General features: G+C 43.7%; 12 protein-coding genes. 1 reads left to right on the forward strand and 11 read right to left on the reverse strand.

The genetic code is table 11. The features are described from left to right. Window positions 1–70 precede the first annotated feature (70 nt). The 8 genes from loaP to MHH57_RS18795 form a co-directional block, all read right to left on the reverse strand. Window positions 71–679, reverse strand: a complete 609-nt coding sequence (loaP, locus tag MHH57_RS18760; RefSeq protein WP_342434396.1) for an antiterminator LoaP — start codon at window positions 677–679, stop codon at window positions 71–73. Between the two features lie 477 nt (window positions 680–1,156). Beyond that, a complete protein-coding gene (locus MHH57_RS18765) occupies window positions 1,157–1,756 on the reverse strand; it encodes a TetR family transcriptional regulator (protein ID WP_029514826.1) in 600 nt (199 codons plus the stop codon). Window positions 1,757–2,050: 294 nt separating this feature from the next. Then, window positions 2,051–4,408 carry a PEP/pyruvate-binding domain-containing protein gene (locus MHH57_RS18770; RefSeq protein WP_029514825.1) on the reverse strand — a complete coding sequence of 786 codons (2,358 nt, stop codon included), beginning with the start codon at window positions 4,406–4,408 and terminating at the stop codon, window positions 2,051–2,053. A 392-nt stretch (window positions 4,409–4,800) separates the two neighbouring features. After that, entirely contained in the window at window positions 4,801–5,271 is a 471-nt protein-coding gene (locus MHH57_RS18775) for a hypothetical protein (RefSeq protein ID WP_069012463.1), read from the reverse strand. A gap of 59 nt (window positions 5,272–5,330) precedes the next feature. Next, complete coding sequence (locus MHH57_RS18780; protein WP_342434397.1) at window positions 5,331–5,837, reverse strand: type 1 glutamine amidotransferase domain-containing protein; 507 nt, start codon at window positions 5,835–5,837, stop codon at window positions 5,331–5,333. A gap of 231 nt (window positions 5,838–6,068) precedes the next feature. Next, complete coding sequence (locus MHH57_RS18785) at window positions 6,069–6,230, reverse strand: hypothetical protein (protein WP_165150826.1); 162 nt, start codon at window positions 6,228–6,230, stop codon at window positions 6,069–6,071. Between the two features lie 118 nt (window positions 6,231–6,348). Further along, the gene (dtd, locus tag MHH57_RS18790; RefSeq protein WP_069012461.1) at window positions 6,349–6,795 is read right to left on the reverse strand and encodes a D-aminoacyl-tRNA deacylase; all 447 of its coding nucleotides are present in this window, start codon (window positions 6,793–6,795) and stop codon (window positions 6,349–6,351) included. Window positions 6,796–6,932: 137 nt separating this feature from the next. Next, a complete protein-coding gene (locus MHH57_RS18795; protein ID WP_025720225.1) occupies window positions 6,933–9,110 on the reverse strand; it encodes a bifunctional (p)ppGpp synthetase/guanosine-3',5'-bis(diphosphate) 3'-pyrophosphohydrolase in 2,178 nt (725 codons plus the stop codon). A 269-nt stretch (window positions 9,111–9,379) separates the two neighbouring features. On the opposite strand from MHH57_RS18795, the gene uraA reads away from it, so the two are divergent. Continuing rightward, entirely contained in the window at window positions 9,380–10,690 is a 1,311-nt protein-coding gene (gene uraA, locus MHH57_RS18800; RefSeq protein ID WP_318627548.1) for a uracil permease, read from the forward strand. A gap of 137 nt (window positions 10,691–10,827) precedes the next feature. Here uraA and MHH57_RS18805 read toward each other — a convergent pair whose 3' ends face one another. The 3 genes from MHH57_RS18805 to recJ form a co-directional block, all read right to left on the reverse strand. Further along, entirely contained in the window at window positions 10,828–12,885 is a 2,058-nt protein-coding gene (locus tag MHH57_RS18805) for a methyl-accepting chemotaxis protein (RefSeq protein ID WP_318627549.1), read from the reverse strand. Window positions 12,886–13,107: 222 nt separating this feature from the next. Further along, window positions 13,108–13,620, reverse strand: a complete 513-nt coding sequence (locus tag MHH57_RS18810; protein ID WP_029514814.1) for an adenine phosphoribosyltransferase — start codon at window positions 13,618–13,620, stop codon at window positions 13,108–13,110. A 69-nt stretch (window positions 13,621–13,689) separates the two neighbouring features. After that, the gene (gene recJ / locus MHH57_RS18815; protein ID WP_342434398.1) at window positions 13,690–16,086 is read right to left on the reverse strand and encodes a single-stranded-DNA-specific exonuclease RecJ; all 2,397 of its coding nucleotides are present in this window, start codon (window positions 16,084–16,086) and stop codon (window positions 13,690–13,692) included. Window positions 16,087–16,094 lie beyond the last annotated feature (8 nt).

Below are 16,094 nucleotides of genomic sequence, written 5' to 3' on the forward strand. Positions count from 1 at the left end.
CATCTATTTTTCAATAGACTACACACACAACTGCAATATGACCTCATCGCTACACCAATGTACCGAAGCATCAGTTGGCTTCACTCTGATTTTTTGGGGTAATGTTCATTTGGGCATTTTCCGATACTGAAACAATCTTAATTCCCACATCAATATATTTTTCTGCGCCATTCAGCCTCAAGATAATCCTCGCTCTTTTTTTCCGCGCATCAATCTTTTTTATTCTTTCTTCCTCACCCGTTAGCGGACCGTCACATACAACGGCCCTTGTATTTCTTAGATATAAAGACGAATATCCTATAATTTCATCTTTATCAATAAGTTGGAGAATAGGTCTCATTTCTTCGTCGTCAATTTTTGAGAACGAATAGGACTCAATTCTATCTTCCGGATTCACTCTTATTTCTTTAGACTCTATTTGATGATAACGATGGTTAAAATTATTTAGAAGTCGATAGCATTTAGGAAGCCGCCTAAGATCATTATAAGTTTTTGCATTCATCTCCGTATTTACAAATACATAACCTGGAAAAATCGTTCGACAAACTTCATAGATGTGGCCCTGTCTTTTCTCTAACAGCCTACGTTTGGGAACTATCGCATACATTGACGACGGATTGTAGAATTTACGTATCATCGCTCGAACCACATTTTCTTGTCCGGTTTCGACATGCAGCACATACCAGCTCATAATCGCTGTCAATCCCTTCTCAGTAGAGACGCAGAAATATTTCAATTTTAAATATTATATTTATTCCCTTTTATAGTTATATTATGAAGTAGATATTATCAAAAGGAAAAACATTAATCAACAACTAATTTCATACAAATTTCGACACCTATCTATTTTTTATCCAATTAAATCATTTCCTGATATCATACGGTATCATGAATATATAACAGCTTTACACTAATATCATTTGTTGAATTTATGCATTTAATTTTACTATACATAAAAATTATACGAACAGGATGGTCCATCACTACCATGAAAAAATCATAAATTGATATAATCAGTATATTTTATGTATTGTGAACCCAAACAAGCTGCCTCCGACCAGATACCGAAGACAGCTTACCGCTTGTTTATTTAATATTATGAAATGAGATTTAAGGAGGCAAACAGAAGCCTCTTCTTAAACATAGGCTCAATTGTTTATAGTGGAAGGCCAGTCTCCAAGAGATTTAATGCTTCAGATAATAATTCAGAAAAATTTTCAGTTGGATTTTCCGCATAATGCAACATAACAGATATGTTAACACCTATGACGGCGCCTGCAAAAGTTCGAATCTGCAAGTCTCCAGGATCTCGTCCCACCCGTTTGGAAACCATCTCAGCAATCATATGCATTGTATCAGTCAAATTATTCAAGGTTGCAGCCCGGAGTTCCGGTACTGACATCACGAGTTGGTTACGCTCACGTGTAGTGGACATTTCGTCGCCGGACATGTCAGACATGGTTGCTAACATAGCATTACGCACAGCTTGAAGTGGAGTTAAATGAGCTGGCTGTTCTTCAAATGCAGATATAAGCAGGGGATCATAGTTATCTGTAACAATCACATCCTCCTTGCTCGAAAAATAGCGAAAAAAGGTGCTTGGTGAAATCTCCGCTGCTTCTGCAATCTGTTCCACAGTAGTTTCGTTATATCCCAGTTCGCTGAATAGGCGTAACGCATGCATTTGAATCGATGCAATGGTTTTTGCTTTTTTTCGCTCCCTCAGCCCAAGATTTTGCTGGTGTTCAAGTGACATTTGTTTCACTCCTCAATAGATTGCTCATTCAAGTTTCACTCCTCATCGAGCAATTTGCTTCAGCATATATTTTTGACCACATGCACACTATTGCCCGATTTTGCGTTTACACTCAGTTTATCATGATCCTTTGTACTTCACGATACCCAGGATTGTATTATTCCTGACTGTAAAGCAATACATCAAAACTTGAAACCACTCCAATTTCAGCTTTTATAGGCGAATATGCGGCGTACAGAAGCTGATAGGTTGAATCAGGTTGGTTCTATTGAGAAATTCAAAAAATTTATCTCCTCACCTCGTTAGTACAATTCCCTGCCCACCATCAACAATAACCCTGTCGCCGGTTTTCATTCTTGTAGTAGCATTTCCACATCCTACAACAGCTGGAATGCCTAGCTCTCTGGCTACAATTGCAGCATGAGAGAGTGGTGCTCCTATATCTGTTACAATCGCAGCTGCTTTTGGAAAAAGTGGAGTCCAGCCTACATTCGTTGTCGAGGTCACCAGTATTTCACCAGGAAGGAGCTGGTGTCCATCCTCAGGATTCCTCAGTACACGTACAGTCCCCTCAATTCTACCTGCCGCTCCAGCAACTCCTTCAATGATTTCGGAATGGATAGAGCTATCTAATGGTATATATGGATCATAATAATCTACTCTGCGATTGGGATCCTCCATCCATTGTAAAGGTTCAAATCGCCCACGTATAATCGAGGGGAACGCAGGCAGTTGCTTATATTTTAAATAGTTCACTTTTCTGGTCGAGATTCTCTCCTCAATAACACTTCCTCCTGCAAGCCAGCCCAATATCTCATCTACATATAAAAAAAATACATCTTCTCCTATGCCAATCAACTCGCCTGCTTTCAGCGCGAAAGAGCGATTTAATCTGAAGACACGCGTCCATTCCGAACGAACAGCTTCCCTTAAATGCGGTCCTTCAGAAATTTTTGCTATGACACGTTTCAACTTATTTATCTTGTATGGAAAACGCTGCTCCAATCTTCTCCAAACCACTTCATTTTGTTCACGTTGTTTATACAATAAATCGTCAACATTTATTCCAGATTTCTTTGTTTCTTGGATTTGCTTTTCCAGCCAACTCGGTTCTTCTCTTGGATCAGGTATCGATAGCTCAAACTCATGTGGGCCTCGATGCCCATATTCCAATAGATAATCCTCCTGACTCATTTCACCTTTCACGACTGAAGATATACCAACAACAGGTCCCAAGCTGGCCAAACCTGTACTTCCGCTCAGATTAGATAGAAGTACACTAGCATCATCACGTCCAAGCCATTTCTCCAACTTTTCCTTCAATCGAACAAAATTTTGCATCTTGCTACTAGGTCCTTCCAGTGCAATCCACATCGCTTCAATATTTTTAGGCCAAAGCTGCTCACGCCATAATGTAATCAATTCTTCCTTGGACTGGACATTGCCAATTAACTCTTCCGTTTGAGTGCACCAGGCCGCTGTTTCTTTTATGTGCTGTGGTAATAATTTCATCGCTTTTCGGGTCTGTTTAAAAGCATACAGCATCTTGGGGAGCATTATTTTAATGAGCTCTTTCCTAGAAAACGGATATATAGGAATTTGGATTTCATCTGGAATTTCCCCAAAAACATTGCTCATTTTTTTTAATATTGACTTTTTATTCCACCCAAATGCAAAAAAAACGGACAATGGTACACTCACATTGGAGTATACTCTTCCACAGATATTACCAGACATTAAATAATGACCAGGAATCACATTATGTTCTTCGTCCAAAGCACGAATAATAGACCAGCTTAAGGGAGTAACAACATCTGAAATGGATTCACCTACATTAGTATTCGTCCAAAGAAAATCACCTGATAAAGAATCATTCCATTCAAATGTATCCATATTTCCAGGGCTTAAAGTAGTAACAGGTCGTGCTTGTAAAAAAAAGAGTTGGCCATTGGCAATGGCCCATTCAATATCCTGTGGTTCTCCCATCGCTTTTTCCAGACGGGAAGCATACCAATATAGCTTTTTGATATAAGGAAGTAATTCTTTTGGCCCTTTATATCGACCTGAGGGTTTAAATAAGGAGAAAACACGAGCATTTCCTTTACCAGATACCAGTTGCTCCCCTAACCCGAACACAAAATTTCCAGACATTACTGAACGATTGCCCGTAATAGGGTCTGCTGTAAAAAGAACACCCGAGATTTCAGAAGGAACCATGATTTGGACTACAATCGCCATTTGGTGTGCTTCTTCAAAACCCTTAACTGCACTGTATGCCCGCACCCTCTCACTGTATTGAGAATGGTGAACCACATACAAGGCTTTCAGAACGTCCTCGTTTGTTTGTACTTCTAAGACACTTTCAAACTCTCCTGCAAAAGAAGCTAAGGCTGAATCCTCGCTCAAGGCTGAAGACCTTACTGCAAATGAGACATTAGGGTAATCCTTACGAAGCTTTTCCAAATACCTGATCATTTCTTTCCATGTCTTTTCCTTAAGTTTTTCCCCTTGAAAGGCCTGTGGAAAAACAATAAAACCATTAGGAATCGGATAACCAGCTTGAAGCATCCTAGCAAGCATCCCTCCTTTGCCTCCGGTCCATTTCCGCAGCTCAGGAGTTATCTCTGCAAACCATTCTATTTCATTACCCATTTTGACACTTCCTAACTTTTTCAGTTGTAATATTTCGGTCCCGTAATTGGAAATGGGTATATTTATTGTTTATATTTTTATTATTTCGGGACTTAGTATCTTTTTACACTTTATACAAAAAGACAGTCAGTGTCAAATTAAATAATCTTTCACTTTTTTTGTATCCTGTATCGTTAGCCTCATAGCAACTTACTGTACAAATAAGTCCTAAAAAAGAAAATAGCCTGCGGAAACGGTCCGCAGGCTCAAAAAGATATATCAAAAGGGGGTCATGCTGTTATTATAAACTGCTAATATTAAGGAATGATGTTTCGAATATTACAATTGTATTACAGTCACTCTTTTGTAGCTAAATTCTCAAGTATCGACAATCTTGTGCCGTGCTCTCAACTTTAATCCAACTGCGATACATATCCACGATTGGAACGCAGCTTATAAATGACCTCATCATAATCGGCATCATTCACCTTTGCAGATAATACATACCGTAATTCATCTTGATCACCGTTAATATACACATCTGTTGCACGGAGCAACCCTCCGTCATGATTCGTTGTTCCGCTCCGATCTTCATCCAGATCCCTTTGGGCTGAGCCAGAGTTAATCTGGCCATCCTTCACATCTGGTAAAATATTCTCGCCATAAGCACCCGCCGCAGGGATTGCCGCACCCGCTGAGCCTCCTGTGCTCACAGAGCCAGTATTGTTATAAGGGACCAACGGAATTAAAACCCTCGTCTCCCGACCGAGCGTCTCATCCAGAGCACCTACTTCCAAATGTTCAGTTCTATAAGCCTGAAGCGAAGCTCTAGCGCCCTCAGCTTCATCTTCTGTGCGAAAATAAGCCTGAATCTGTTTAGCCATATCAAATCCTCCTCGTTAGGGAATTGTACTGGCATAAATCTAGGAAGCATTCACGGAAATTACAATGCCTTTAACAACTCACGCACAAAAGCGGGCTCATCCTTAGGGGTCCGAGACGTAATAAAGTTACCGTCCACAACCGCCTCTCGATCCTCAAAATAAGCACCCGCATTAATCAAGTCATCTTTCAATGGAGGATAAGCTGTAATCGTCCGGCCTTGTAACAAATCGGCACTCGCCAAAATTTGTGGCCCGTGACAGATAGCGCCAATCGTTTTTTTGGACTCATTAATTTCAGTTACAAATTTCAGAACATTTGCATCCAAACGGAGATTTTCCGGAGATGATCCACCAGGAATAACAACTGCATCATAATCACTTGATTTCACATCTGCAATGGCTTTTTCAATAGTATAGCTTACTTTACCTTGCTTACCGCTCACTTTCTCACCTTGCTTCAGCCCAACAATATCCGCCTCATGTCCAGCCTTTTTTAATTCATCATAAGGTACCTTCATTTCGGAATCTTCAAATTGGTCAGCCAATAAAAATGCAATTTTACTCATGAATGTTCAGATCTCCTTTCCGGTTATCCCTGATACAAGTTTAAAATTAAGCTTATTTTTCTACCACGATTTGTTATTACCCGCTTGATCTGTTTTTATAACAATTCGCAGCGGCGGAAAAGAAAAAGGAGCCTTTCGGCTCCTCCACTAATTCAATGCTACATATTTTATTTTTGGCCACTTTATGCTACTTTCGGGTGGCACCTTATTAACGCTCCATTTAACCCAATGTTACCTGCGCGGCAAAGCGCCGCGTCCTGGCTTGTCTATGGCTGTTGCAACATGCTGTAATAACGTATCAGCATTACGAGTAAGGCTGATTGCCTCCTGCATACTACCGGGAAAAAGCAGCATAGTGCTTCGATGCCCGTCCATTTTTGGGGTTTGACGCATAGCTTCGTCTCTCCTGTCACCCTTAGGCTATCCGCCTGGCTAATCACCAATTGGGATGACATTATGGTCCCTCTGAACAGCTATTTTATTCTACTCAGACCTCGCCGTGAATGTATAGTTACGAACGTTCGGTATCCAAAATCAGTGTGACTGGGCCCCAGTTCGTCAATGAAACATCCATCATAGCCCCAAAAATTCCCGTTTCTACCTTCAGGCCCTTGGCTCGAAGCTGACTGTTGAAGAAATCATACAGCTTCTCCGCTTCCTCAGGTTTGGCCGCCCCCATAAAGTTAGGCCTTCTTCCTTTACGGCAGTCACCATACAACGTAAATTGAGAGACAGACAAAATGGCTCCACCGACATCCAGAACGCTGTCATTCATTTTGCCTTCAGCATCATCAAATATACGTAATCCCGCCGTTTTATCCGCCAAATAAACGGCATCGGCTGCTGTATCTCCCTGACCAATACCAACCAGCAGCATTAATCCGGTTCCAATCTTGCCAACCACCTTTTGATTCACCGTTACCTGAGCGTCTTTACAGCGCTGAATAATGATCTTCATCGACTATCCGATATCTCCTTTAACCTTCCCTTTTAAAAGGTGCTCACAGCCGTACTACGGCTCTTTTAGCAGCCTATGGGTCTTTCTACCCAAGATATGTTACAAAGGCTATAAACCTATCTGTACGCTTCATAAGGTTATTGCATAATCCGATGCACGGTGTATACATCCTTCACCCGTTTAATCCGTTCGACAACAGAATGCAAATGATCCGTGTTGCGAATGAGAATCGTGATGTGAATCATCGCCATTTTATTTTTATCTGTACGACCTGTAACGGCCGAGAAGCTGGTTTTGTTCTCAGAAATGGCCTGAAGCACTTCATTCAGCAAACCGTTGCGATCATGGCCCGTAATCTCAATATCGACACTGTAATTGACTTCCGCTGCTTCTTCCCACTCTACTTCAATCACACGCGCCTGGTCTTCGCCCGTACCCGAAGGAATATTCGGGCAATCCGTCCGGTGAACGGATACGCCGCGTCCACGTGTTACATAGCCAATGATGTCATCTCCCGGTACGGGATTACAACATCGTGCAAAACGAACGAGTAAATTATCGACGCCTCTGACGCTGACACCGTTGGTAGGTGTTTTTTTCCGTTCGCCCTGCGGCTTGTACTCCTTGACCTCGGTCGTCAATTCGATCAACCGTGCCTCTTCTTGTTCCTTACGCAGCTTCTCTGTCAAACGTGTACAGACCTGCGCTGCGGTTATACCACCAAAACCAATCGCAGACAGCATATCTTCGGAATCGTTAAAAGAGAACTTCTGTGCCACTTCCTGAAGCTTGTCGTCGCTCATCCACACCGATGGCTCGATATCGCGTTTTCTTAGCTCACGTTCCAGATTTTCACGGCCTTTTTCAACATTCTCCTCACGCTTTTCTTTCTTGAACCATTGTTTGATTTTACTGCGCGCGTGAGAGGACTGAGCAATTTTGAGCCAGTCCTGACTAGGTCCATAAGAATGTTTGGACGTCATAATTTCGACAATATCCCCAGTTTTAAGCCGATAATCCAAAGGTACGATTCTTCCATTTACCTTAGAGCCAATCGTTCGATTGCCAACTTCGGTATGAATACGGAAAGCAAAGTCCAGCGGAACGGATCCGGCTGGCAACTCAATGACCTCTCCCTTAGGAGTAAACACAAACACAAGGTCTGAGAAAAAGTCCATTTTGAGCGATTCCACAAATTCCGACGCATCCTTCGCTTCATTTTGCAGCTCCAGGATTTCTCGAAAAAAGGTGATTTTATCCTCAAAGTTAGTGTTGTTTGCTCCGTTGCCTTCTTTATAGGCCCAATGGGCCGCAATCCCGAATTCAGCGGTACGATGCATATCCACTGTGCGAATTTGCACCTCGGTAGGCTCCCCGTTAGGACCTACTACTGTCGTATGAAGGGACTGATACATATTGGCCTTAGGCATAGCGATATAATCCTTAAACCGCCCCGGCATCGGCTTCCACAACGTATGGATAATCCCCAGTGTGGCGTAACAGTCTTTAATGTTATCCACAATAATTCGAATCGCCAGCAAATCATATATTTCATTGAACTGCTTGTTCTTCGTCGTCATTTTTTTAAACACACTGTAAATATGTTTAGGGCGTCCGGACAGATCAGCCTGAATGCCCATCTCTTCCAGCTTTTCTCTGATACGCTGTATGACATTATCAATAAACTGCTCCCGCTCTGCCCGCTTCTTATGCATCAAATTAGCAATGCGATAATACTGCTGAGGATTCAGATAGCGCAGAGCAATATCTTCCATTTCCCACTTAATGGCTGAAATACCCAGTCGGTTTGCAACCGGACAGAAAATCTCTAACGTTTCATAAGCAATCCGACGCTGGCTTTCCTCTGACTGATATTTCAAGGTACGCATGTTGTGCAGACGATCTGCTAACTTAATGACAATGACACGAATGTCCTGCGCCATAGCAATAAACATTTTTCGATAATTTTCGTTCTGTTGTTCTTCCTTGGAACGGAACTGGATACGCTCCAGTTTCGTCAGACCATCGACAAGCATCGCACATGTATCGCCAAAATGCTCGCGAATCTGCGCCAAAGACACCGTCGTATCCTCCACAACGTCATGTAAAAGAGCGGCGATAATGGAGATGGTATCCATCTGCATATTAACGACGATATCAGCAACCGCAAGCGGATGCAGAATATAAGGTTCACCGGACTTACGAGTCTGGCCGGAATGGGCCTGTTCGGCAAAATCATAGGCGTCCCTGATGCGGATAAGATCTGCTTCTCTGGTATAGGCCCCGGCCTTTTTAAGTAATTGCTCTATCCCCATTCTGCTCTATTCCGTGTCCTTTCTATGCAAAATGGAACCCGCCGATCAATGTCGCGCAAAGGTTCCCTTTTAAAAGTGATTTCCTACAATTATGACGGTTAGCACGTCACACGTCAACTATTACAGGTTTGGCATTGTAGCATTATTCTGTCACACATGGATAAGTAAAATGAGGAATGTTGACGAATTGAAACGAATTATATTGAAAAAATTACGAAAAGTAATTAATGTATATAAGAATAATTGAAAGAACTAAGGAGTGAACTGCGTTGCAACGCGAAATTCAAGTTAATGAAAAGCTACCGGCAGGACCTGGGTTCCTGCTCAGCGTACAGCATTTGTTTGCCATGTTTGGCAGTACCGTGCTGGTGCCGAATATTTTCGGCGTCGATCCCGGCATGATTTTGCTAATGAACGGTATTGGCACATTGTTGTACATCTGGATCTGCCGTGGCAAAATCCCCGCCTATCTCGGCTCCAGCTTCGCTTTTATCGCTCCCGTCAGTCTTGTGCTTAAAAACAATCCCGGCGGCAACGGCTATGCTATGGCCCTCGGTGCTTTCATCATTACAGGTATTATTTTCTGCCTCGTCGCACTGGTGATCAAATATGCCGGAACCCGTTGGCTGGACGTCGTTTTTCCTCCAGCTGTTATGGGCTCCATCGTAGCCTTAATCGGTCTGGAGCTGGTTCCGGTTGCAGCAGGCATGGCAGGCATTATCAATGCCGATCCTACTAAAGCATGGACTCCAGATCCCAAAACGATTACTCTTTCGCTCGTTACACTCGGGGTTACTGTTCTGGGTGCGGTGTTGTTTCGCGGGTTTGCCAAAATCATCCATATTCTGATCGGTATCGTAGTGGGCTATGTGCTTGCTTATTTTATGGGCATGGTCAATACACAGGCCATCGCAGACGCTCCTTTTTTCGGACATCCTGCAATTACCACTCCAGTTTTTAATACCTCTGCTATGCTGACGATTCTTCCTGTTGCTCTGGTCGTCATCGTAGAGCATATTGGTCACTTACTTGTGACTAGCAACATTGTCGGGCGTGAGTTGTCCAAAGATCCTGGTCTCCACCGCTCTCTGCTGGGTAACGGTATTTCCACCGTCATTTCGGGTTTTGTCGGTTCTACGCCTAATACGACTTATGGTGAAAATATTGGTGTCATGGCATTAACTAAAGTGTACTCTGTATGGGTTATTGGCGGAGCGGCTATCATTGCCATCCTGCTGTCCTTTTCAGGCACGTTCTCAGCGATTGTTTCTAATATTCCAGCTCCAGTTATGGGTGGCGTATCCTTACTATTATTCGGTGTCATTGCTGCCTCCGGTCTAAGAATCTTCGTTGAGCAAAAGGTTGATTTCGCCAAGCCAACTAACATGCTGCTTGCGACCATCGTGCTTGTTGTCGGAATCAGTGGTACTACGCTCACTTGGGGCGCTGTAACCTTGAAAGGTATGGCATTGGCTACAATCATCGGCATCATCCTCAGCTTGTTCTTCAAGCTGATTGACGTGCTCGGCTGGTCCAACGATAAATCACAGGAACCTTTAACCGAGAAAACACCAGATTGATATCTTTTTTTCAACTTTAAAAGGCCGCTCCATGTTAGTTATGGATCAACACGCTCAGGCTGTATAGACAAGCGTGTAAAGATCCATATCTCAATGGAGCGGCGTTTTTTTATGCACGGCCTTTTTTTCTAAAGATATCACACACGAAAGCGAGATACGACCTGATTAAGCGTATCAGAGACACCTGTAAGTGTCTTGACAGAGCTGTCCATACCTTCCAGATCCTTAAGCTGCCGTTCGGATCGTTCCGAGGCTTGCTCTGTACGTTTAGCTGAAGCTTTCGCAATGTCTGCAAGATATCCAATAGAGGCTGCAACTTCCTCTGAACCTGCCGACATTTCTTCTGAGGCAGATGAAACCTCCTGCACTTCTATCGCCACCTGCTGAATATCTTGATTCATCGCAATAAAACGTTCTTCCACCTCAAGTAAAATAGATACTCCTTCATCCATCTCCAGAGCACCCTGCTGCATTCCTTCCAAAGCTAATTTGGTTTCTTCCTGCATGGATCGGATTCGACTCGTAATTTGTTCCGCAGACTCGCTCACGTTTACAGCCAGCTTGCCGATTTCTGAAGCCACCACAGCGAACCCTCGGCCATGCTCCCCTGCACGTGCGGCTTCAATGGAAGCATTCAGTGATAGCAACTTGGTCTGCCCACTAATTTCCTGAATCATTCCAATTATGCTGCCAATTTGGGCGGACCGCTCATTCAATGAGCTTACTACCCTGCCTGCCTCATCCATAGATATTTTCGCTTTATGCATTCCTTGGTTGACCACGGTCAACCGTTCATTTCCTTGTTGTGCCTTATGTTCAATCTCAGTGGTAGCCTCGGATACATGCTGGATAGATTCAGCAATACGCTGTATGCCAACAGCCATTTCTTCCATCGCAGTCGCACTCTCTGCTGCTGCGACCAATTGAAGCTCGGCTCCTTCCTTCACCTGTGCCAGTTCTCCTGCATTATGCTGCGCATCTTTAGTAGCCCCAGAAATCTCTTGGGAAATTTTTATAGATACGCCTGAGATAACATCTGACTCTTCGCTCAAACGTGATGCCATTCCTCTGGTTGCCGCAATCACCTTATTGATCCCGTCAGCCATTTGGCCAAATTCATCCTTACGTTGTTGTGTTAGTTCAACGCTGTAATCCCCATGAGCCATACGATTGGTTATCTGCATAATTTTTTTAATCTCTTTGATCATACCTGAATTGTTAATTAATAACGCTCCCATAATTAGCAAGATGCCTATAACACTAACAATAAGAAGAAGTTTAAGCATTTCGTTCGCAGAGCGGTTCAAATCGGATTCTGGCAGTAATACGCCGATTTTCCATCCGGTTTGTGGGAGTGTTTCGTACATTATCCGGTAGTCCTCACTATCAATGGGTACGGATAGTTGTCCGGACGTACCACTTTGAATAGATTGTGCTGCTTCCGCATTCATCGTTTTTGTTAACGGCTCGCCTGCTTTTAAGGACGGAAGACCGGATGACAAAATGGCTCCATTCTTATCCATCAAGATCGCACTACCGTTAGCACCAAACTTCATTTTTTCAATAAACGTTTGAATGTTTGTCATATTCAGGTCGCCAGTAATGACACCTAACAGCTTCCCTTCCCTGTCATAAAATGCTTTCCCTGCAGTAATCATATTGACTTTCAGTCTGCTATCGTAAAAAGGCTCCGTAAAATTTATTTCCTTACCACGTTCCACGGCTTCTGTATACCATGGCTGTGTTAAGTAGTCATATTGTGGATCATCATATTCAATCGTTTGCTTCACTAGCTGGCCATCTCTATGCACATATATGGAACGGTAAGTCACTCCCGGATCATACGCACCTTTAGCAAAATAAATCCCTAACCCATAGGTCATATCATTTAATGCCAGCTCTTGTTCAAAGAATCGTCCATAACCCTCAATGTTCATTCCTGTTCCCAGTTGTTCCGCACTCTTAGTCAGCATCGAAACAAGTAAAGCATGACGATCTACGTTAGCTGCAATATCTGCTTTAACCCTCGATAAGGAATGAGCAGCATTTTGGCTTATTTCCGTATCTAGCTTCTGCTTGGCAAAAAAATAAGACAAAAAGCTGATTAAAATCAGCGTTATAAGTACAAGCGGAATCAAGGTAGAAAATGTCCGTGCCTGTAAACTCTTAAATCGAAATAAACCCAATATGACCACCTCTGCTCCTTTTTAATTATTTATCGACATTTATTTTAAATTTTTTATAACTATTCCCAATAAAAACAGTGGTAATTTGCACCAGTCAAACAAAGTCACACCTAAAACGCTTCTAAACAAAATAGCCCGATGGAGCAACTCTTTAGATAAAGAGATGTTCCATCGGACTATTTAGGCAATCCATACATAATTATTTCCCGGGAAACCCAGGTTTCGAAATACTTAATACGTAATCAGGGTGAATACATCTACGTCAGGCAGCTTCGCCCGACCGTTTAGATCAGACAGCTCGATAAGAAAAGCAGCCCCTGCCACATTGCCACCAAGCTGGCGTACCAAGTTTACGGATGTAGCAATAGTTCCACCTGTAGCAAGCAGGTCATCAGCAATCAAAACATTTTGGCCTGGCTCTATAGCATCCTTATGCATCGCCAGCGTATCTTTACCATACTCCAAACCGTATGCTTCCTCAATGGTTTCTCCAGGGAGCTTGCCACTTTTACGGATGGGAATAAAACCAACGCCAAGCGCATAAGCCAGAGGCGCACCGATAACGAATCCACGTGCTTCTGGACCTGCAATCAAATCAATTTTTAAATCCGATACCAATTCCTTCATATCGTTGATAGCCTTGCGGTACAGTTCACCATTTTTCATTAGGGTTGTAATGTCTTTAAAACTAATCCCTGGTTGTGGAAAATCGGAAATCACCCGAATATATTCTTTGTAGTCCAACTTAGTTCCTCCTACTGTAAACTTCAAATTAGTATATACATTTTACAACATAAATTACGAAATAGTATCTCAAGACGCACCCTTCATAAGAGACATAATCCAGCTCGTCATCTGGGTGGTGTCCGCATCCAGCAAATACCGCTCCATTTCAGCCATATTATATAATTCCTGATAGCGCGGAGAAGCAGTTAAATCCCGCTTGGGCGGATTGGATACAAAACGGAATTGACCATCTGTACGCGTCATAAACTCAAGCTCTTCGAAGATGTCCAATACTTTGGATAACATGCGTACTGAACAGGAACACTGTCGACTAAGAGCAGGCAGCATTGCCTTTTCATCAATAGGCTGTGTTCCCAATCGGGAAAGCACAACGTAAATGCGCTTGAACAGCTCTCTGTCTGGGCTTACGAGTCGACCGCCACGTTCACTGACTGAATGAAGGAGAAATACGTTTTCTACATTTTCAAAGGTAGACCATAATGCCTGGAACTGATCCGGTGTATCCGGCGGCTCCAGTACGAACAGCGACTTCACAGAGTGCTGTGCATCTCTTTGACCATCACTGGAAATAACGCTGCCATCTTTATCGTATAACCATAAGGATTCAGTGTCCACGGAGCTAGATGTACGAAGCCTAGATGACGGGTGGACCAACACCGCAACGTCTTTCTTTCTTTCCTCTATGCGTGGATGAAAGATCTTGAGTCCCCGCTCTAATTCGGCAAAAGGGTCCGACACTCCACGATAATCAAAAATTTGCGGCGCCTGCACTCGAATGTCCTGCATCATGAGCTGGAGAGACCTTTTACCGTTCCATTCGTTAATTGACAATTCACCCAGCAGATCTATCTCCGTTTCTTGCTGTAAAAAATCAGCCAAATCGCCACGACGGAAGGCAATCGCGTCCAGCGATAAACCGTTCTGCTCCAGCAGGAGCTTCACATGATTTTTCTCACGTCCCATTTTACGAGCCTCACGCAATTGCAGACCCTGTAATACGAATCGTGGAGATGGATTCCCCATACCAAAAGGCTGAAGCAACTCCAGTTCTTCAACCACTTGCAAAGATACCTCGTCCAAACGACAGACCATATCAGCCTCAGCTACAGGAATGAGATCGTCTGGTGTCAAAATGGAACCCGCATAGCGGTTCAGCTGCTCTTCAAACAATTCCAGATTATCACAGGACAGCGTCATACCCGCTGCCGAAGGATGACCACCAAAATGCTCCATAAGCTCATGGCTGTCCGTAAGAGCACTGTAAATATCCAATGCAGGAATAGAACGGGCGGAACCTTTGCACATACCTGTCTCAGCATCTATACCCAGAATAATGGTCGGTCGATAATAGCGATCCAACAGCTTGGATGCCACAATTCCGACAACGCCGACATTCCAGCCTTCACCAGCCAATACAATAACTGACGGTAGCTTGCCTCCGTTCAGTTTGGATGCCAATTGTTGCTCGGCTTGCTCCACAATACGTTCGACCACCTGTTGACGCTCACGATTGAGCAGGTCCAGCGCATGCGCAAGTTGGTCTGCTTCTTCCTCTTTTTCTGTCGTCAGCAGAGAAACGGCTCGTCCCGCATGATCCAGGCGCCCGCTGGCATTAATCCGCGGAGCCAAGGCAAATGCGATGTTGACTGAAGTCACTGTAGATATATCTACGCCCGCTACATGGAGCAACGCACGAATCCCCGGAAAAGCAGAGTTTCTCATGGATTGAATCCCTCTGCGTACCATCGTCCGATTTTCACCATGTAGTGGCATCAGATCGGCTACCGTGCCGATAGCGACGATTTCAAACCATTCCTCCGGCACTTCACCCAACAGCGCCTGAGCGAGCTTCAGGGCAACACCAACACCTGCAAGACCTTTAAATGGGTATGGGCAACCGGGGAGCTTCGGATTAATCAAAGTATATGCCTCGGGAAGTACTGCAGGCGGCTCATGATGGTCCGTCACAATAACGTCTATCCCCAAGGAAGTTGCATAAGCAATTTGCTCTACTGCACTAATTCCCGTATCTACCGTAATGACCAGTGTAACTCCCTGCTGATGTGCCCAATCAAGGGCATGGTTATGCAGACCATATCCCTCGTTAGAACGATGAGGAATATAAATATCATAGGAAGCCTTTAGAAAACGCATGAGCTGAATCATCAATGATGTACTGGATACGCCGTCCGCATCATAATCTCCATAGATTAATATATGCTCGCCACGTTCCAGAGCCTGACGAATTCTCGGCACAGCCTCTTCCATACCAAGAAGCAAAAAAGGGTCGTGTACATCGTCCACACTTCCGTACAAAAAGCGGTTTGCTTCCCCGGCGGTAGTGACGCCCCGGTTCACTAAAAGCCGGGACAACAATGGTGAAATCCCCAGTTCCCCTGTCAACAGCTGAGCCGCTTCCAGGTTAGCCTCTGGGGTCTTCCATCTGTACTGCGAATGAAGCAATCCTATTC

This window comes from Paenibacillus sp. FSL H7-0442 (assembly GCF_038593105.1).
Classification (GTDB): domain Bacteria; phylum Bacillota; class Bacilli; order Paenibacillales; family Paenibacillaceae; genus Paenibacillus; species Paenibacillus polymyxa_D.